The following is a 17,507-nucleotide window of genomic DNA, read 5'->3' as shown; positions in this document are numbered from 1 at the left end:
GGTTGGATGATGCCGGGGACGTGCTGCTGGCGGGGCCCGCCGTCCGGGCCGTGCGCACGCGGGCCGACGAGCTGGTCTTCCTGGCCGGCCCGAACGGCGCGGCGGCGGCCGGGCTGCTGCCCGGTGTGGACCGCGTGATCGAGTGGCGCGCGCCCTGGATCGACCACACCGCGCCGCCCGTCTCCAAGGCCCAGGTGGACGGCCTGATCGCCAGGCTCGGCGGGATCGACGAGGCGGTGATCCTGACCTCGTTCCACCAGTCGGCGCTCCCCCTGGCGCTGCTGCTCAGGCTGGCCGGCGTGCGCCGCGTCGCGGCCATCAGCAACGACTATCCGGGATCCCTGCTCGACGTGAGGCACGTCGTGGACGAGAGCGCCGATGTGCCCGAGGCGGAGCGCATGCTGGCGGTCGCGAGGGCGGCCGGGTTCGAGTTGCCGAAGGGCGATGACGGCAGACTCGCAGTTCAGCGACCACTTCCGGATATAAGCCGATATACGGGGCAACTCCGAAAAGTCAGCGCCGACGCCGACAAAGGCGCGTATGTCGTGGTGCACCCGGGGACATCGGCGCCCGCGCGAACCTGGCCCGCCGACAGGCATCGGCACGCCGTGCGGGAGCTGGCCGAAGACGGGCACCAGGTCGTCGTGACCGGCACGGAACGCGACCTCACCGCCTACGTGGCCGGTGGCGTCGCGGTGGACCTGGGCGGCGTGACCTCCTTCGCCGAACTGGCCGCCGTGATCGATCGCGCCGGCGTGCTCGTGGCCGGCAACACCGGTCCCGCGCACCTGGCCGCCGCCGTCGGCACGCCGGTCGTGAGTCTGTTCGCCCCTGTCGTACCGGCGGCTCGGTGGGCCCCGTACGGCGTGCCCGTGGTGCTGCTCGGTGACCAGCGGGCGCCCTGCCGGGGAAGCAGGGCGCGCACCTGTCCGGTACCCGGGCACCCGTGCCTGTCCCAGGTGACAAGTGAGCAGGTGGTCAAGGCAGTGAGGGAGCTGACGCAGTGAAGGTGGATCTCATCTCCGAGCACGCGGACCCGCTGGCGGCGGTCGGCGGCGTCGACTCGGGCGGCCAGAACGTCCATGTCGCCGCGCTCGCCGTCGCGCTGGCCGAGCGCGGGCACACGGTCGTCGTCCACACCAGGCGCACGTCGGAGACCCAGCCGGACTCGGTGCCCATGGCGCCGGGCGTCACGGTCGAGTACGTCACCGCCGGCCCCCCGGCGCCGGTGCCGAAGGACGAGCTGCCTCCGTACATGCCGGAGTTCACCGAACGGCTGGCCGACCGCTGGGCCGCGCGCCGGCCGGACGTCGTGCACGCGCACTTCTGGATGAGCGGGCAGGCGGCGCTGCAGGCGGTCGAGGGCGTGCCGGTGGTGCAGACGTTCCACGCGCTCGGCACGGTCAAGCGGCGCTGGCAGGGCGCCGCGGACACCAGCCCGGCGCACCGGATCGACACCGAGCGGGAGATCGGCAAGCGGGCCGACGCGGTGCTGGCCACCTGCGCGGACGAGGTTCGCGAGCTGTGCGCGATGGGGGTTCCCGAGCAGCGCGTCACGGTGGTGCCGTGCGGCGTCGACCTGTCGGCGTTCTGCCCGGAGGGGCCCGTGGCGCCGCGTACCTCCGGCAAGCTCGTGCTCAGCATCGGCAGGATGGTGCCGCGCAAGGGCGTGGACACCGTGATCAGGGCGTTGCGCCGGCTCCCCGACGCCGACCTGGTGATCGCCGGCGGCAGCCCCGACGACGAGGAGTCGGTACGCCTGCGCGAACTGGCCGCCGCGTACGGGCTCGGCCACCGGGTCCATGTGATCGGCAGCGTGCCGCGCGAGCACGTCCCTGCCCTGATGCGCTCGGCCGACGTGGTGGTGACGGTGCCGTGGTACGAGCCGTTCGGCATGGTCCCGGTCGAGGCGATGGCCTGCGGCGTGCCCGTGGTGGCCTCGGCGGTCGGCGGGCACCTGGACACCGTCGCCGGCTGCGGCGTGCTGGTGCCGCCGCGCCGTCCCCGAGCGCTGGCCAGGGCGCTGAAGGACGTGCTCGACAGTCCGGAAAGGCGGGCACGGCTCGGCGCGGCGGGGGCCCGCAGAGCACGCGAGAGGTACGGCTGGCCGCGCGTCGCAGAACGGACCGAGGCCGTGTACACGCAGGTCATCGATGGCCAGGTGTGCCGACTGGCCGCTCTGGGGGGTTGATCATGGACGCTCATCTCGAGAAGCTCTGGACCACGCTGGAGAAGGTCGACGGCCACGCGGTCACCGTCCGCGCCTGGGGCGGGAAGCTGGCAGGTGTGCTGAGCGCCGGCGGCCGGCTGCTGGCCTGCGGCAACGGCGGCTCGGCGGCCGAGGCGCAGCATCTGACGGCCGAGCTGGTCGGCAGGTTCAGGGACGACAGGGAGCCGTACGCGGCGATCCCGCTGCACGGCGACGGCTCGTCGCTGACGGCGATCGCCAACGACTTCGGCGCCGACCAGGTGTACGCCCGGCAGGTGCGCGCGCACGGCCGTCCCGGTGACGTGCTGCTGTGCCTGTCCACCAGCGGCGCCAGCGCGAACGTGCTGGCCGCGGCCAGCACGGCGCAGGAGAACGGGATCCTCGCCTGGGCCATGACCGGTCCCGCGCCGAACCCGTTGGCCGACGTGTGCGACGAGACGGTGTGCGTACCTTCCGGGGAGACCGCCACCGTGCAGGAGGTGCACCTCGCCATGATCCACCTGCTGTGCGAAGCGGTGGAGGAAGCGCTGTGATGGATCCGCAACGGAGTGAGGACATTCGTCACAGCCCGAGCTCCGCTCGAAAAACAAACGCTGTGGCTGGGCCGCTTGTGGTCATCGGGGACACGTTGCTTGACGTGGACGTCGAAGGTGAGACCGAGCGGCTCTGTCCGGACGCGCCCGTCCCGGTGGTCGACGTCGCCGCCGAGCAGGCGCGTCCAGGCGGCGCCGGGCTGGCCGCGCTGCTGGCCGCCCGCGACGGCGCCGACGTCGTGCTGATCACCGCGATCGGCGACGACCCCGACGGCCACCGCCTGTGCGGGCTGCTGTCGGAGGAGGTGGAGCTGATCAGGCTCCCGCTGCGTGGCGCCACCGTGCGCAAGACGCGGGTCAGGGCGCGGGGCCAGACGCTGGTCAGGCTGGACGCCGGCGACGGCACCGCCAGGTACGCGCCCAGCAGGGAGGCCGTCGAAGCGATCGGCCGGGCCGGCGCGGTGCTGGTCTCCGACTACGGCCGCGGCGTGGCCAGGATGGCCCGCGAACTGCTGCGCGACGTCGCCGTACCGGTGGTGTGGGACCCGCATCCCAGGGGCGAGCGGCCGATGCCCGGCTGCGCCCTGCTGACGCCCAGCGAGGCGGAGGCGCGCGCGTTGTGCCAGGGCGCCTGCCACGGCCCCGACCAGGCTGCCCGCAGGCTGGTGCGGGACCTGCGGGCCGGCGCGGTGGCCGTGACTACGGGCGCGTGCGGGGCGGCGCTGGCCGTCCAGGGCGGCCCGCTGACCAGGGTGCCGCCGCCGGTGCGGGCCGGCGGCCGGGACGCGTGCGGCGCGGGCGACCGGCTCGCCGCCGCCGCGGCGCTCGCGCTGCGTGACGGCGCGGACGTCCGGGACGCGGTCGCGATCGGCGTCGGCGAGGCCTCGCGCTTCGTGGAACGCGGCGGGGCCGCCACGATCAAGGTACGGGAGCAGCGGCTCGGCGACCGGCCGCGCACGGCGCTGGAGGTGGCCGGGCTCACCCGCGCGTACGGCGGCCGTCTGATCGCCACCGGCGGCTGTTTCGACCTGCTGCACGCGGGGCATGTGAGCCTGCTTCGGCGGGCCAGGGCGCTGGGCGACGCGCTGGTCGTCTGTGTCAACTCCGACGAGTCGGTACGCCGGCTGAAGGGCCCGTCGCGGCCCATCGTGGACGTGCGTGACCGGGTGGAGGTGCTCAGGGCGCTGGGCTGCGTGGACGCGGTCCTGGTGTTCGACGAGGACACCCCGGCCGCCGCCATCGAACGGCTGCGCCCCGACGCGTGGGTGAAGGGCGGCGACTACGAGGGGGAGTTGCTGCCCGAATCCGAGGTCCTCGGCAGGCTCGGCGCGGAGACCGTCGTGCTGAGCACGCTGCCGGGGCGTTCGACAACCAATCTGATCAGGGAGATCCAGTGAACGTTTTGATCACCGGGGGAGCCTCCGGGCTCGGACGGGCCACCGCCGAAGCCGTGGAGAAGGAGGGCTGGCGGGCGCTCGTCGTCGACGTACGCGCGCCCGACCAGCGATTCGACCACGTCACAGCCGACCTGGCCGACCGGGGGCAGGCCGAGCGGGCGGTACGCGAGCTGGCCGAGCGGGCCGGCGGCCTGGACGGCGTGGTGACGGCCGCGGGCATCGACGCGTGCGGGCGGCTGGAGGACGTACCGGCCGCCGACTGGGAGCGGGTCATCCAGGTGAACCTGCTGGGCACGGCCGCCGTCGTACGGGCGGCGCTGCCGTACCTGAAGCACACCCGCGGCAAGGTCGTCACCTGCGCGTCGACGCTGGGGCTGCGGCCGCTCAGCGACGCGTCGGCGTACTCGGCGTCGAAGTTCGGCGTCGTCGGCTTCACCAGGGGGCTCGCGATCGAGCTGCGCGGCGAGGTGGGGGTGACCCTGCTGATCCCGGGCGGCATGCGGACGAGCTTCTTCGACGGCCGCCCCGAGCAGTACAAGCCCGGCCCTGAGGCAGGGCTGAACGATCCGGCGGACGTCGCCCAGGCGGTGGTGTTCGCGCTGCGGCAGCCCGCCGGATGCGAGGTGAGAGAGCTCGTGGTCTGCCCCTCGACGGAGACGTCATGGCCCTAGACCTCCTGGTGCTGCGCGGGCTCGGCCTGGGCGACCTGCTCACCGCCGTGCCCGCCCTGCGGGCACTGCGCCAGGCGTTCCCGTGGCACCGGATCACGCTGGCGGCGCCGCGGGCTCTGGACGCCCTGCCGCCGCTGATCGGCGCGGTCGACGCCCAGGTGGACGTGTCGGGACCGGGTCCGGTGCCGTTCGAACGGCCGGACGTCGCGGTCAACCTGCACGGGAAGGGGCCGCAGAGCATCGAGGCGCTGCGGAGCACCCGGCCAGGGCGACTGATCAGCTACGGCACCGGCCCGCCGTGGCCGGAGAAGGTGCACGAGGTACGCCGCTGGTGCGACCTGCTGGAGTGGCACGGCATCCCGGCCGACCCCGACGACCTGACGCTCGGCATCTCCGACCGCACGGGCCCGGCGATCGTGCATCCGGGCGCCGCCTATCCGTCGCGGCGGTGGCCGCCCGAGCGGTTCGCCGAGGTGGCGGCGGCGCTGGACGACGTGGTCGTCACGGGCAACGCCGAGGAGGTGCCGCTGGCCATGAGGGTCGCCGAGCTGGCGGGCCTGCCCCCTGAACGCGTGCTGGCCGGGCGCACCCGCCTGGCCGACCTGATCGACCTGGTCAGCAGATCGAGCCTGGTGGTCTGCGGCGACACCGGGGTGGCGCACCTGGCGACGGCGTTCTGTGTGCCGTCGGTGGTGCTGTTCGGGCCGGTCTCGCCGAAGTTGTGGGGGCCGCCGCCCGGCTGGCGTCACGTGGCGCTGTGGGCCGGGCGGAACGGCGATCCGCACGGGGAACGGCCGGATCCCGGCCTGCTGCGGATCGAGGTATCCGAAGTCGTCGACGCCGCGTTGGAGGTCACGTCATGAGGGCTCTCGTCACCGGGGGCGCCGGGTTCCTGGGTTCGTACCTGTGCGAACGCCTGCTGGACGAGGGAGCGGAGGTCGTCTGCATGGACAGCTTCCTCACCGGCGGGCCGCGCAACGTCGAGCACCTGATCGACCGGCCCGAGTTCCGGATCATCGAGTGCGACCTGACCGGCTACGTGCACGTCGGGGACCGGCTGGACCTCGTGCTGCACTTCGCCTCGGCCGCCTCCCCCGCCGACTACCTGCGCTACCCGATCGAGACGCTGCGGGTGGGCAGCGTCGGCACGCTGCACGCGCTGGGGCTGGCCAGGGAGAAGGGCGCCAGGTTCGTCCTGGCGTCGACCAGCGAGGTGTACGGCGACCCGCTGGAGCACCCGCAGCGCGAGACGTACTGGGGGAACGTGAACCCGGTCGGCCCGCGCAGCGTCTACGACGAGGCCAAGCGCTTCGCCGAGTCGCTGACCACCGCCTACCGCCAGTCACGCGGCACCGACACCGGCATCGTCCGCATCTTCAACACCTACGGCCCCAGGATGCGGCCGTTCGACGGGCGGGCGATCCCGACGTTCATCCGGCAGGCGCTGACCGGCGAGCCGATCACCATCACCGGCGACGGGTCGCAGACGCGCTCGGTCTGCTACGTCGACGACACCGTGTCGGGCATCCTGGCCATGGCCGGCAGCGACTTCGCCGGCCCCGTCAACATCGGCAACCCGGACGAGCTGACCATGCTGGAGCTGGCCACGCTCATCAGGGACCTGTCGGGCTCGTCGTCGGAGATCCGGTTCATCGACCGGCCGGCCGACGACCCGAAGGTCCGCCGGCCGGACACCACGCTGGCGGCCGAGCGGCTCGGCTGGCAGGCGCGGGTGCCCGCCGCCGAGGGGCTGCGCCGCACCATCGAGTGGTTCGCCGCCGAACTGGCCACCGCCGAGCAACTCGAACGCCTCCGACTCTGAACCCCGGCTCGTCCGCCTCCGGCTCGAAGTCGCCGGGCAGATCCAGCGTGATCGCGAGCCTGAGCTCCGTTTCTTCACGCATGTTAGGAACTATGCGTCCGCCCGGACGCCGTCAAACCTCAGCCCGGGCCGGTGATGTCGCGGCCTCGGGACGCCTTCAGAGGGTCACGCCGAGCAGGGCGTCCGCCAGGTCCCTGACCAGGGCGGGCGCGCCGGTGTCCGGGCCGCCGCGGGCGAGGGCGTCCTCGGCCCAGGCGTCGACCGCGGCCAGGGCGCCCGGCGAGTCGAGGTCGTCGGCCAGCCGCGCCCGCACCGTGGCGAGCAGTTCGTCCGCGCTCGGCCCCGAGGCGAGCGCCGTCGCCGAGCGCCACAGCGCCAGTCTGCGTTCGGCGTCGGCGATCAGGCCGGGCACGTAGTCCCAGTCGGCGCGGTAGTGATGGGCCAGCAGCACGAGCCTGACGGCCATCGGGCCGTGCGCCAGGCGCAGCTTGGAGACGAAGACGAGGTTGCCCTTGGACTTCGACATCTTCTCGCCGTCGAGCCCGACCATGCCGGCGTGCGTGTAGAACTTCGCGAACGGCCACTCGCCGGTCGCGGCGTGACCCTCGGAGGCGCCGCACTCATGGTGCGGGAAGATCAGGTCTGAGCCGCCGCCGGCCACGTCGAAGCCGGGGCCGAGGTTGCCGAGGGAGATCGCGGTGCACTCGATGTGCCAGCCCGGCCTGCCCCTGCCCAGGCGCGACTCCCAGGCGGGCTCGCCCTGCCGCTCGGCCCGCCACAGCAGCCAGTCGAGCGGGTGGCGCTTGCCCGGCCGCTCCGGGTCGCCGCCGCGCTCGGCGAACAGGGCCAGCATCTCCTGCTCGTCGTAGCCGGACACCTGGCCGAACTTGGGGGCGTCGGCCACGCTGAAGTAGACGTCGCCGTCGAGGACGTACGTGACGCCCTTGGCGGCGAGCTTGGAGATCAGGTCCGCGACCTGGCCGACGATCTCGGTGACGCCGACGTACTCGCGGGGTGGCAGGATCCGCAGCGCCTCCATGTCGCCGCGGAACAGCTCGATCTCCCGCTCGGCCAGGTCCTGCCAGTCGACGCCGGTCTGCGCCGCCCGCTCCAGGAGCGGGTCGTCCACGTCGGTGGCGTTCTGGGTGTAGTGCACCTCGTGGCCCGCGTCCCGCCACATCCGGCCGATCAGGTCGAACGCTTGGTAGGTGTTGGCGTGGCCGAGGTGGGTGGCGTCATAGGGGGTGATGCCGCAGACGTACATCCTGGCGGTCGGGCCCGGATCGGTCTGCCGCACCTGCCCTGCGGAGGTGTCGTAGAGACGCAGCGGAATGCTCTCACCGGGGAGCCTTGGGACATTCGGGGCAGACCACGATCGCATGCCTTTGAGCCTATCCGTCCCGATCAGCGGTGAGGTCGGTGAACGCGTACGTCAGCCCGCCGGGCTCGAGCTCGACCTCCATCACCGACAGGGAGGCGAAGACGCGGCCGTCCGGCAGTTCGTTCCTGACGATGAGCGCGCCCGGGTCGGCGGACGGCGCCGCCGTGATCAGCTCGTTCCATCCGCCCGCCTCGAACCTGGGCAGGTACGCCAGCACCCGCTCGTCCGCCGGGTCCAGGCCGGAGTTGACGATCATGCTGGTGCCGTCGGGGAGGTCCGAGGCGGAGAGGCGCTCGCCGTCCCAGCTGGACAGCCGGACCGAGGCCAGGTCGGCGAGCACCAGGTGGAAAGGGTCGTAGCAGGTCAGATCGCCCCCTGGCGGCTCCCCCGTGTACGCGGCCCGCAGCGCCAGGTCGCCTCGGGAGATCTTCGTCGTCTCCGGCGCGGCCCGGCCGCGGCCGTTGAGCAGGGCCGCGGCGCGGCGGGCCGCCGGGTTGACGGCCAGCCAGGTGCCGCCCGCCTTGAGGTCGCGCCCGCCGATCATGCCCGGGTATTCCGGCCAGTGCTCCCCCGGCCCCTCCCACGGGCGGTCGGTGAACTCGTCCCTGACGCCCATGAGGGCGAGCGGCCGCCCGGTTCTCACGATCAGCGTGCACATGGAGCAAAGAGTAGTAAACCGTCTCCGGCCGGGTTCAGATGGGTGGCCACGCAACGGCGGGCCAGCCCTCCGACGGATCTCAGATGGGTGGCCACGGAATGGCCGGCCAGCCTTCCGACGGGTACGGATGCACGCCCGTGTCCAGCAGCCGCCTGACCCGCTGCCAGGTGGCCTCCACCTCCGCCAGCGTGAGCAGCTCGCGCAGCCTGCGCCCCAGCGCCCCGGACTCGATGTCGCGCTCGAGTTTAGCCAGCACCGCCACCGCCTCGCGGGCCAGCGGTTTGCCGCGCCACTGCCAGAGCACCGTGCGCAGCTTGTCCTCGGCGGAGAAGCAGACCCCGTGGTCGACGCCGTAGACGTGGCCGGTCGGCAGCGGCAGCAGGTGACCGCCCTTGCGGTCGGCGTTGTTGACCACCGCGTCGAACACCGCCATCCGCCGCACCACCGGATTGCGGCTCTTGACCAGCCGCATCAGGTCGACCTCACGCTCGGTGTCGATCCACAACTGGCACATGCCGGGGCCGAAGGGGCCGTCGCGGTAGACCGTGGGCGGCACGATGCGCCAGCCCGTCGCCTGCGACACCTCGAACGCGGCCACCTCCCTGGCCGCCAGGGTGCCGTCGGGGAAGTCCCACAGCGGGCGCTCGCCGCGTACGGGCTTGTAGACGCACGCGGCCGTACGGGAGCCAAGCTTGACCGAGCAGTAGAGCGTCATGTTGGTGGCTTCCACCAGGCGGCCCGCCACGTCGAGGCGGCCGTCGCGCAGCAGCGTGAGCGCTTCCTCGTCGCGGATGCCCGATGGGCCCGGCGGCTTGACGGCCGGTTCGCTCTCCGGAGCGGTCATGAAGCCGCCTCACCCCCGCGATATCCGTTGAGCCGGACGCAGACGTGTCCGGCGGCGTCGAGCGGCTGTCCGCACAGCGGGCACGGCGGGCGGCCCGCCGCGACGATCTGCAGGGCCCGCTGGGTGAAGGCTCTGGCCGCGCCCGCGCTGATGCGCACGCGCAGCACCGCCGGGTCGGGGCCCTCGACGTCTTCCTCGTCGACGACCTCCTGGGCCTCTATCACCACCTGGGACTTCTCGGCGTCCCAGGCCAGTGCCATGGTGCCGACGCGGAAGTCCTCCGCGACCGGCACGTCGAGAGGCGCGTCGTCGGCCAGATCGGCAGGAGCCAGCGCGGGCACCTGCGCTGTGCCGCCGCTCAGGCGCAGCACCTCGTCGAGCAGTTCGTCGAGCCTGCCCGCGAGCGCCGCGACCTGCAGCTTCTCGAGCGCCACCGTGGTCAGTCTGCCCTCGGCCCTGGCCTGCAGAAAGAAGACCCGCGCGCCGGGCTGCCCCAGGGCACCGGCGACGAACCTCTCTGGTGGGTCGTAGTCGAAGACCGGCATAGCCTGACCTTACGTGGTTCCGGGTCCACCGCCGACGGCGGCATCGCTCCCGGTGATGTTTTCTCCCCCGTCTTTCTCCTCCGAATCCTCGGGGAGCGCCAATTCCCCCATATCGTTGAGTCTGAGAACAAAGGGACGCAAGGGGGCATAGCGAATGACTGTGAGAGCGGCCGGATCGGCAGTAATGCGTTGAAACTGATCGAGATGGAGACCCAGAGCGTCCGCCACGATCGACTTGATCACGTCGCCGTGACTGCAAACCAGGTAGACAGCCTTCTCCCCCAGGCGTTGATTCCACTCCCTGACCGCCGTGACCGCCCGATGTTGCATTCCGGCCAGGGACTCGCCTTCCGGAAATGTCGCCGCGCTGGGGTGCGCCTGCACGACCGGCCACAACGACTCCTGCGCGAGCTCTTTCAGCGGGCGCCCGGTCCACGTGCCGTACTCGCACTCGATGAAGCGCTCGTCGGTCAGCACGGTCGTCTCGCGCCCTTCCGAGACCGCTTCTGCCGTTTCCATGCAGCGTTCGAGCGGACTGGAGACAATGGCGTCGAGCCTGACGCGCGCGACGCGCCGGGCGAGCGCGGCGGCCTGCGCCCTGCCCGCCTCACTCAGACGCACCCCGGGTGTGCGGCCGGCGAGCACCGGCCCGGTGAGGTCGGTCAGCCCGTGGCGGGCCAGTAGCAGCGTGGTCACCCAGTAAGTGTCGCAGGCGTCGATCACGACGTTTCACCCACCCGGACGGCCACGAGAAATCCGCTCCGGCGTTGACCACGTATGACAGTGGAGCGGCAGCCCGATGAGCTGGTTTCTTGTTGGCAATGAGAAATCTGCGAGACGGGCTGCCGCTCCGGCGTTGACCACGTATGACAGTGGAGCGGCAGCCCGATGAGCTGGTTTCTTGTTGATAACCTGGCGGGATCATGGAGCAGCGCTATGTCGGCCGCAGCGGCCTGTCGGTGTCCCGGCTGGGGCTCGGCACGATGACCTGGGGGCGTGACACCGACGGCGACGAGGCGGCCGCGCAGCTCCGGACGTTCCTCGACGCGGGCGGCAACCTCGTCGACACGGCCGACGTCTACACGGGCGGCGACTCGGAGCGGCTGCTCGGGCGCATCCTGCGCGACTCGGTGCCGCGTTCGGAGCTGGTCATCTCGACCAAGGCCGTGGTGACGCCCACCGGCCGGCGGCCGCGCGACGCCTCCAGGCGCCACCTGATCGCCGCGGTCGACGACTCGCTCAACCGGCTCGGGCTCGACTACGTCGACCTGTGGCAGTTGCACACGTACGACGCCGAGGTGCCGCTGGAGGAGACCCTGGCCGCGCTCGACGCGATCGTCTCCTCCGGCCGGGCCGTCTACGCGGGCGTCTGCGACTACGCCGGCTGGCAGCTCGCGGCCGCCACCGTCACCCAGGCGACGATCCCCGGCCGCATCCCGATCACCTCGGCGCAGGCCGAATACTCCCTGCTCGCCCGCGAGCCAGAACGCGAGCTGCTCCCCGCCGCCACCCACCTCGGCGTGGGCGTGCTGGCCTGGTCGCCGCTGGGCCGGGGCGTGCTGACGGGAAAATACCGCACCGGCGTCCCCGCCGACTCGCGAGCGGCGACCCCGCACTTCGCCGACTTCGTCCGTCCCTATCTTGACGAGCGCAGCCGCAGCGTGGTCGAGTCCGTCATGACCGCCGCCGACGGGCTCGGCGTCTCACCCCTCGCCGTGGCCCTGTCGTGGGTGCGCGACCAGCCCGGGGTGGCCTCGGCCATCGTCGGAGCGCGTACGCACGCGCAGCTCAAGGGCGTCCTGCCGGCCGAGGACGTCGTCCTGCCCAGAGAGATCCGAGAGGCCCTTGATGACGTGTCGTCACTCGACTGACCCGAAACGAGAGTCCCACTCGCGTATCACTAGTCGGTACCGAATCGCAACTTTACCCAGGAAACACCTGCGTCGAAGGTGCGATGTCCATAAGGATTTCCTCCGGAAGCAACGCAGGAGGGGACGGATGGGGAGCAGGACCGCGATCTCGGTGGGAGTTCTCGCGGTGGCGCTGGTGGCCGTTCCGATGGCGGCTCCGGCAGCGGCCTCCGCCACGACCAATGACTGCACACGCGACGGGGGCCTGCTGTCAGGAGTGACCAACACTCTCTGCGACGTCGTCAACGCGGTCACGGGCACCGTGGGCACTCTGACGGGCGGCACGACGGACAAGGTGACGGAGCCCCTGGAGAAGACGACCGACGAGGTGCTCGGCCGGGTCGGTGAGGCCGTCCCGACGGGTAAGCCGCGCCGCACGAGCGAGCCTCCCGAGCGCGACGATCCCGCCGAGCCGTCGCCCAAGCCGGCCAGGACGACGGTGCTCCCCGAGCCGCTGGAGGACGTGTGCCTGCCGGTGCTGGCCTGCGACGAGGAGGGCATGCTCGACGTGCTGACGCCGGGCCCGCCGATCCCCACGCCGTCGCCCGAGCGGACGCGGCCGTCGAAGAAGCGCCCCGATGACGACTCCGCCGCGGTCCCCACCCTGCCGCCCACGCCGCCGGAGAGCAGGCCGCAGCAGCTGGGCACCGGGCGGCCGGTGATCGAGGAGCGGAAGGCGCGTTCCGACACGCCGCGGGTGGATCTGCTGTGGCCCAATCCGTTCGCGCACGAGTTGTCGGTGCCGATGCAGGATCAGCGGGTGGTGCGCCCCAGCCCGCCGGCCTCCGACGTGCTGGGGACCGTGCTGACGATCGCCCTGCTCGGGTCGGCGGTGCTGGCCACGCGGATCGTGCAGCAGCGACGCCAGCGTACGGAGCCCGCGGAGTCGATCCCCTTCGAACCGGCCCGCGCGGGCAACGGACGCCACCGCCTGGCCTGACCCAGGCCCCGGCGAGCCGGCCCGCGGCGCTCAGGCAACCGGAACCCGGCGGCCCGAACCCAGACGGGCCGGACCGCGGCGGGCAGGTGCCCCGAACCCAGGCGGGCCGGCGCGCGGCGGTCAGGCGCCGATGGCGTGGACGCCGCCGTCCACGTGGACGATCTCGCCCGTCGTCGCCGGGAACCAGTCGGACATCAGCGCGACGCACGCCTTGGCCGCCGGCATCGTGTCCGCCAGGTCCCAGCCGAGCGGTGCCTTGCCGGGCCAGCCGTCCTCGAACTCCTTGAAGCCCGGGATCGACCTGGCCGCCATCGTGCGCAGCGGCCCGGCCGCCACCAGGTTGACCCGGATGTTGTGCTTGCCCAGGTCGCGGGCGAGGTAGCGGTTGCAGGACTCCAGGCCGGCCTTGGCCACGCCCATCCAGTCGTAGACGGGCCACGCCTTGGAGGCGTCGAAGTCGAGGCCGACGACGGCCCCGCCCTCCTTCATCAGCGGCAGGCAGGCCACCGCCAGCGACTTGAACGAGTACGTCGAGACGTGCACGGCCGTCGCGACGTCCTCCCACGCGGTGTTGAGGAAGTTGCCGCCCATCGCCGTCTGCGGCGCGAAGGCGATCGAATGGACGATGCCGTCGAGCCCGTCGACGTGCTCGCCCACGCGGCCGGCGAGCGTGTCGAGCTGCTCGGTGCTCTGGACGTCGAGCTCCAGCACCGGCGCGGGCGCCGGCAGCCGCTTGGCGATGCGCTCCACGAGGCTCAACCGGCCGAACCCGGTCAGCACCACCGTGGCGCCCTCCTCCTGCGCCAGCTTGGCCACCGAGAACGCGATCGAGGAGTCGGTGAGCACGCCGGTCACGAGGATCCGCTTGCCTTCGAGAATGCCCATGTCAGTGCCCCATTCCGAGTCCGCCGTCGACCGGGATCACGGCCCCGGTGATGTATGAGGCGTCGTCGCCGGCCAGGAAGCGCACGACGCGCGCGACCTCTTCGGGGGCCGCCTGCCGCCCGAGAGGGATGTTGGCGATGATCGCCTCGTGGTCGAGCTCGGCCGTCATGTCGGTGGCGACGAATCCGGGCGAGACCACGTTGACCGTGATGTTGCGGGAGCCGTACTCGCGGGCCATGGATCGGGCGAAGCCGATCAGGCCGGCCTTGGAGGCGGCGTAGTTGGTCTGGCCGGCCTGGCCGATCAGGCCGATCACGGAGGAGATCAGGATGATCCGGCCGCGCTTGAGCCGCATCATGGGCCTGATGGCCCGTTTGGCGACGCGGTAGGCGCCGGTCAGGTTGGTGTCGACGACGTCGGTGAAGGTCTCCTCCTTCATCATCGCCAGCAGGGTGTCCTTGGCGATGCCGGCGTTGGAGACGAGGACCTCGACGGGGCCGTGCTCGGCCTCCACCTTGTCGAAGGCGGCCTCCACGTCGGCCATGCTGGTGACGTCGCAGCGCACGCCGAACAGGCCCTCCGGCGGCTCCCCCGATCGATAGGTGACCGCGACGGCGTCGCCGGTCGCGGCGAGTTCACGGGCGATCGCGAGGCCGATGCCGCGATTGCCCCCGGTGACGAGTACAGAGCGTGCCATGGCATCTGACGTTATCTCCTACCCGCCGGTATCCGGTTGTCCGGGTGGCACAAGATCACAGGGTTAGGATCGTGGACATGCGCCAGATCGATCCCGATTTCCTGGAGTTGCCGCTGCGGCAGCTCGCGGACGCCGCCCTGCAACGCGCTCGCGACCTCGGCGCCGAGCACGCCGACTTCCGGCTCGAACGCGTCAGAGCCGAGACGCTGAGTCTTTATGATGCCCGGCTCGAAGGCGCCATGGACGCCGACGACCTGGGCTACGCCGTGCGCGTCGTCAAGGGCGGCACATGGGGCTTCGCCGCCGGCATCCACCTGACGCCGGAGGCCGCGGCGGTGGTGGCCGAGCAGGCCGTGCGCGTGGCGGAGGTGAGCGCCCCGATCAACAGGGAGCCCATCGAGCTGGCGCCCGAGCCGGTGCACGCCGACGCCGTGTGGGTGTCGGCGTACGACGTGGACCCGTTCGAGGTGCCGCCGGCCGACAAGGTGAGCCTGCTCGCCGACTGGTCGGCCGGCCTGCTGAAGGGCGCCGACCATGTCTCGGCGCGGCTGCTGCAGGTCAAGGAGCAGAAGTTCTACGCCGACACGGCCGGGACGGTCACGACGCAGCAGCGGGTGCGGGTGCATCCCACGCTCAACGCGATGAAGGCCTACGAGGGCGGCTTCGACGACATGTCGACCCTCGCGCCGCCGGTCGGGCGGGGCTACGAATACCTGACGGGCACGGGCTGGGACTGGCAGGGCGAGCTGGCCAGGCTGCCCGAACTGCTGGCGGAGAAGCTGGCGGCCCCGTCGGTCGAGGCGGGCGACTACGACCTGGTGATCGACCCGTCCAACCTGTGGCTGACGATCCACGAGTCGATCGGCCACGCCACCGAGCTGGACCGGGCGCTCGGCTACGAGGCGGCGTACGCGGGCACCAGCTTCGCCACGTTCGACCAGCTCGGCGAGCTGGTCTACGGCTCGTCGCCGATGAACGTGACCGGTGACAGGACGGTCACCCATGGCCTGGCCACGGTCGGCTACGACGACGAGGGCGTGCAGGCGCAGAGCTTCGACATCGTCAAGGACGGCATCCTGGTGGGCTACCAGCTCGACCGGCGGATGGCGCTGATGAAGGGGCTCGGCCGGTCCAACGGGTGCGCGTTCGCCGACTCGCCGGGGCACATGCCGATTCAGCGGATGGCCAACGTCTCCCTGGCGGCCGAGCCGGGCGGGCCCTCGACCGAGGAGCTGATCTCAGGCGTCGAGCGCGGCCTCTACATCGTCGGCGACAAGAGCTGGTCGATCGACATGCAGCGCTACAACTTCCAGTTCACCGGGCAGCGAGCGTACAAGATCTCGCACGGCAGGCTGGCCGGGCAGGTCAGGGACTTCGCCTACCAGGCGACGACGACGGACTTCTGGTGGTCGATGGAGGCGGTCGGCGGGCCGGAGACCTACGTGCTCGGGGGCGCGTTCAACTGCGGCAAGGGCCAGCCTGGCCAGGTCGCGCCGGTCAGCCACGGCTCCCCGGCCGCGCTGTTCAGCGGCGTGCGGATTCTCAACACCGTGCAGGAGGGTGGAAAGTGAACGTGACCTCGCCGCAGGAGATGGTGGAGAGGGCGCTCGAGCTCTCCGGTAACGACGCCTGCGTGGTGCTCGTGGACGAGGGGTCCACGGCCAACCTGCGCTTCGCGGGCAACACGCTGACCACGAACGGCGTGGCCCGTACCGCACGGCTGACGGTGATCTCGATCGCGGGGCGGAGCGTGGGGGTCGTGTCGCGGGCGGCCGTACGCGCGGACCAGCTCCCCGGCGTGGTGGCGGCGGCCGACGCGGCGGCGCGCGACGCGCAGCCCGCCGAGGACGCCCGTCCGCTCGTCGAGGGCGGCCCCGCCTCCCCCGGCTGGGACGAGGACGTGCGGCCGACCGACATCGGGGTGTTCGAGAGGTTCGCGCCGGCTCTCGGCGACGCCTTCGCGGCGGCCGAGACGAGCGGCAGGAAGCTGTACGGGTTCGCCGAGCACTCGCTCACCTCGACGTTCCTCGGCACGTCCACGGGCGTGCGGCTGCGCCACGACCAGCCGACCGGGCGGCTGGAGCTCAACGCCAAGTCCGCCGACCTGAAGCGCTCGGCGTGGACGGGCGTGTCCACCCCTGACTTCACGGACGTGGACGTGGCGGCCCTCGACTCCTCGCTGGCGCAGCGGCTGGAGTGGGCCAAGACCCGGGTGGACCTGCCCGCGGGGCGCTACGAGACGCTGCTGCCGCCGAGCGCGGTGGCCGACCTGATGATCTACCTGTTCTGGTCGGCGGGCGCCAGGGACGCGCTCGACGGCCGCTCGGTGTTCGCCAAGCCCGGCGGGGGCACCCGCGTGGGCGAGCGGCTGGCCACACTGCCCGTGACGCTGTCGAGCGATCCCGGCGTGGCGGGGATCGGCTGCTCGCCGTTCGCGACGGCGCACGCCTCCAGCAGGGAGAGCTCGGTCTTCGACAACGGGCTGCCGCTCGGGCCGACCGACTGGATCAAGGACGGGCAGCTGGAAGCGCTGCTGCAGACCCGCTACTCGGCCGAGTTGAGCGGGCTGGCGGTGACGCCGGGGATCGACAACCTGATCATGTCAGGGCCGGCCGGCGGGCGGTCGCTGGAGGAGATGATCGCCTCGACGCGGCGCGGGCTCCTCGTCACCTGCCTGTGGTACATCCGCGAGGTGGACCCGCAGACCCTCCTGGTGACCGGGCTGACCAGGGACGGCGTCTACCTGGTCGAGCACGGCGAGGTGGTGGGCGAGGTGAACAACTTCCGGTTCAACGAGAGCCCGGTGGACCTGCTGGGGCGGCTGAGCGAGGTGGGCGCGAGCGAGCGCACGCTGCCGCGCGAGTGGAACGACTACTTCCAGCGCACGATCATGCCCGCGGTGCGGGTGCCCGACTTCAACATGTCCACGGTCAGCCAGGCCAGCTGACCCGCCGTCCGCACCCGCCAGCCCGTGCCGCCGTCCCGTGCCGCCGCCCGCGCCCACCCGTCCAATGG

General features: G+C 72.0%; 18 protein-coding genes. 11 read left to right on the top strand and 7 right to left on the bottom strand.

Going from position 1 to position 17,507, the window contains the following annotated elements; genetic code table 11:
- The first annotated feature begins 2 nt into the window (after positions 1-2).
- The 7 genes from ITP53_RS44000 to ITP53_RS43970 all read left to right on the top strand — a co-directional run bounded on the left by ITP53_RS44000 (position 3) and on the right by ITP53_RS43970 (position 6,632).
- The gene (locus ITP53_RS44000) at positions 3-1,007 is read left to right on the top strand and encodes a glycosyltransferase family 9 protein (RefSeq protein ID WP_195901421.1); all 1,005 of its coding nucleotides are present in this window, start codon (positions 3-5) and stop codon (positions 1,005-1,007) included.
- The gene (locus ITP53_RS43995) at positions 1,004-2,191 is read left to right on the top strand and encodes a glycosyltransferase (RefSeq protein ID WP_195901420.1); all 1,188 of its coding nucleotides are present in this window, start codon (positions 1,004-1,006) and stop codon (positions 2,189-2,191) included. Before ITP53_RS44000 ends, ITP53_RS43995 begins: the two co-directional genes overlap by 4 nt.
- A 2-nt stretch (positions 2,192-2,193) precedes the next feature.
- Positions 2,194-2,742 (top strand): D-sedoheptulose-7-phosphate isomerase, encoded by a 549-nt coding sequence (locus ITP53_RS43990; protein ID WP_195901419.1) that lies wholly within the window; start codon positions 2,194-2,196, stop codon positions 2,740-2,742.
- A 62-nt stretch (positions 2,743-2,804) separates the two neighbouring features.
- Positions 2,805-4,139, top strand: a complete 1,335-nt coding sequence (locus ITP53_RS43985; protein ID WP_328817719.1) for a PfkB family carbohydrate kinase — start codon at positions 2,805-2,807, stop codon at positions 4,137-4,139.
- Positions 4,136-4,810 (top strand): SDR family oxidoreductase, encoded by a 675-nt coding sequence (locus ITP53_RS43980; RefSeq protein WP_195901417.1) that lies wholly within the window; start codon positions 4,136-4,138, stop codon positions 4,808-4,810. Before ITP53_RS43985 ends, ITP53_RS43980 begins: the two co-directional genes overlap by 4 nt.
- Positions 4,801-5,673: a glycosyltransferase family 9 protein gene (locus ITP53_RS43975; RefSeq protein ID WP_195901416.1), complete on the top strand. Its 873-nt coding sequence runs from the start codon at positions 4,801-4,803 to the stop codon at positions 5,671-5,673. The genes ITP53_RS43980 and ITP53_RS43975 overlap by 10 nt, the downstream gene beginning before the upstream one ends.
- The gene (locus tag ITP53_RS43970; protein ID WP_195901415.1) at positions 5,670-6,632 is read left to right on the top strand and encodes a UDP-glucuronic acid decarboxylase family protein; all 963 of its coding nucleotides are present in this window, start codon (positions 5,670-5,672) and stop codon (positions 6,630-6,632) included. Before ITP53_RS43975 ends, ITP53_RS43970 begins: the two co-directional genes overlap by 4 nt.
- A gap of 157 nt (positions 6,633-6,789) precedes the next feature.
- Here the strand turns inward: ITP53_RS43970 and mshC are convergent, their stop codons facing one another.
- From mshC to ITP53_RS43945, 5 genes are all read right to left on the bottom strand, one after another.
- The gene (gene mshC / locus ITP53_RS43965; protein WP_195901414.1) at positions 6,790-8,013 is read right to left on the bottom strand and encodes a cysteine--1-D-myo-inosityl 2-amino-2-deoxy-alpha-D-glucopyranoside ligase; all 1,224 of its coding nucleotides are present in this window, start codon (positions 8,011-8,013) and stop codon (positions 6,790-6,792) included.
- Between the two features lie 10 nt (positions 8,014-8,023).
- On the bottom strand, positions 8,024-8,671 hold the full coding sequence (locus ITP53_RS43960; RefSeq protein WP_195901413.1) for an NRDE family protein: 648 nt from the start codon (positions 8,669-8,671) through the stop codon (positions 8,024-8,026).
- Between the two features lie 79 nt (positions 8,672-8,750).
- Positions 8,751-9,515: an SCO1664 family protein gene (locus ITP53_RS43955; RefSeq protein ID WP_195901412.1), complete on the bottom strand. Its 765-nt coding sequence runs from the start codon at positions 9,513-9,515 to the stop codon at positions 8,751-8,753.
- Entirely contained in the window at positions 9,512-10,060 is a 549-nt protein-coding gene (locus tag ITP53_RS43950; RefSeq protein WP_195901411.1) for a DUF3090 domain-containing protein, read from the bottom strand. Before ITP53_RS43950 ends, ITP53_RS43955 begins: the two co-directional genes overlap by 4 nt.
- Positions 10,061-10,069: 9 nt before the next feature.
- Positions 10,070-10,756 carry an MSMEG_4193 family putative phosphomutase gene (locus ITP53_RS43945; RefSeq protein WP_195901423.1) on the bottom strand — a complete coding sequence of 229 codons (687 nt, stop codon included), beginning with the start codon at positions 10,754-10,756 and terminating at the stop codon, positions 10,070-10,072.
- 227 nt (positions 10,757-10,983) lie between these two features.
- Here ITP53_RS43945 and ITP53_RS43940 point away from each other — a divergent pair, with 227 nt between their 5' ends.
- Positions 10,984-11,931, top strand: a complete 948-nt coding sequence (locus ITP53_RS43940) for an aldo/keto reductase (RefSeq protein WP_195901410.1) — start codon at positions 10,984-10,986, stop codon at positions 11,929-11,931.
- 127 nt (positions 11,932-12,058) lie between these two features.
- Positions 12,059-12,910, top strand: coding sequence for a hypothetical protein (locus ITP53_RS43935; protein ID WP_195901409.1), 852 nt, complete (start codon positions 12,059-12,061; stop codon positions 12,908-12,910).
- A 120-nt stretch (positions 12,911-13,030) separates the two neighbouring features.
- Here ITP53_RS43935 and fabI read toward each other — a convergent pair whose 3' ends face one another.
- Positions 13,031-13,795 (bottom strand): enoyl-ACP reductase FabI, encoded by a 765-nt coding sequence (gene fabI, locus ITP53_RS43930; protein ID WP_195901408.1) that lies wholly within the window; start codon positions 13,793-13,795, stop codon positions 13,031-13,033.
- Between the two features lies 1 nt (position 13,796).
- On the bottom strand, positions 13,797-14,492 hold the full coding sequence (gene fabG / locus ITP53_RS43925; protein WP_195901407.1) for a 3-oxoacyl-ACP reductase FabG: 696 nt from the start codon (positions 14,490-14,492) through the stop codon (positions 13,797-13,799).
- A 77-nt stretch (positions 14,493-14,569) separates the two neighbouring features.
- Between fabG and ITP53_RS43920 the strand changes: the two genes are divergently transcribed.
- Together ITP53_RS43920 and ITP53_RS43915 are read left to right on the top strand one after the other, a co-directional pair.
- Positions 14,570-16,063, top strand: coding sequence for a TldD/PmbA family protein (locus ITP53_RS43920; RefSeq protein WP_195901406.1), 1,494 nt, complete (start codon positions 14,570-14,572; stop codon positions 16,061-16,063).
- Positions 16,064-16,083: 20 nt separating this feature from the next.
- On the top strand, positions 16,084-17,439 hold the full coding sequence (locus ITP53_RS43915) for a metallopeptidase TldD-related protein (protein ID WP_195901422.1): 1,356 nt from the start codon (positions 16,084-16,086) through the stop codon (positions 17,437-17,439).
- Positions 17,440-17,507: the final 68 nt, after the last annotated feature.

Origin of the sequence: Nonomuraea cypriaca (assembly GCF_015645445.1) — a bacterium.
GTDB lineage: Bacteria > Actinomycetota > Actinomycetes > Streptosporangiales > Streptosporangiaceae > Nonomuraea > Nonomuraea cypriaca.
The sequence above is the reverse complement of the archived record's forward strand: the minus strand, read 5'-3'. Positions and strand labels throughout refer to the sequence as shown.

Bases quoted from the DNA above. Each gene is read 5' to 3' on its own strand.
- ITP53_RS43935 (WP_195901409.1), top strand. From the start codon at position 12,059: ATGGGGAGCAGGACCGCGATCTCGGTGGGAGTTCTCGCGGTGGCGCTG.
- ITP53_RS43940 (WP_195901410.1), top strand. From the start codon at position 10,984: ATGGAGCAGCGCTATGTCGGCCGCAGCGGCCTGTCGGTGTCCCGGCTG.
- fabG (WP_195901407.1), bottom strand. From the start codon at position 14,492: ATGGCACGCTCTGTACTCGTCACCGGGGGCAATCGCGGCATCGGCCTC.
- ITP53_RS43915 (WP_195901422.1), top strand. From the start codon at position 16,084: ATGGTGGAGAGGGCGCTCGAGCTCTCCGGTAACGACGCCTGCGTGGTG.
- ITP53_RS43920 (WP_195901406.1), top strand. From the start codon at position 14,570: ATGCGCCAGATCGATCCCGATTTCCTGGAGTTGCCGCTGCGGCAGCTC.
- ITP53_RS43970 (WP_195901415.1), top strand. From the start codon at position 5,670: ATGAGGGCTCTCGTCACCGGGGGCGCCGGGTTCCTGGGTTCGTACCTG.
- ITP53_RS43975 (WP_195901416.1), top strand. From the start codon at position 4,801: ATGGCCCTAGACCTCCTGGTGCTGCGCGGGCTCGGCCTGGGCGACCTG.
- ITP53_RS43990 (WP_195901419.1), top strand. From the start codon at position 2,194: ATGGACGCTCATCTCGAGAAGCTCTGGACCACGCTGGAGAAGGTCGAC.
- ITP53_RS43960 (WP_195901413.1), bottom strand. From the start codon at position 8,671: ATGTGCACGCTGATCGTGAGAACCGGGCGGCCGCTCGCCCTCATGGGC.
- ITP53_RS43955 (WP_195901412.1), bottom strand. From the start codon at position 9,515: ATGACCGCTCCGGAGAGCGAACCGGCCGTCAAGCCGCCGGGCCCATCG.
- mshC (WP_195901414.1), bottom strand. From the start codon at position 8,013: ATGCGATCGTGGTCTGCCCCGAATGTCCCAAGGCTCCCCGGTGAGAGC.
- ITP53_RS43950 (WP_195901411.1), bottom strand. From the start codon at position 10,060: ATGCCGGTCTTCGACTACGACCCACCAGAGAGGTTCGTCGCCGGTGCC.
- fabI (WP_195901408.1), bottom strand. From the start codon at position 13,795: ATGGGCATTCTCGAAGGCAAGCGGATCCTCGTGACCGGCGTGCTCACC.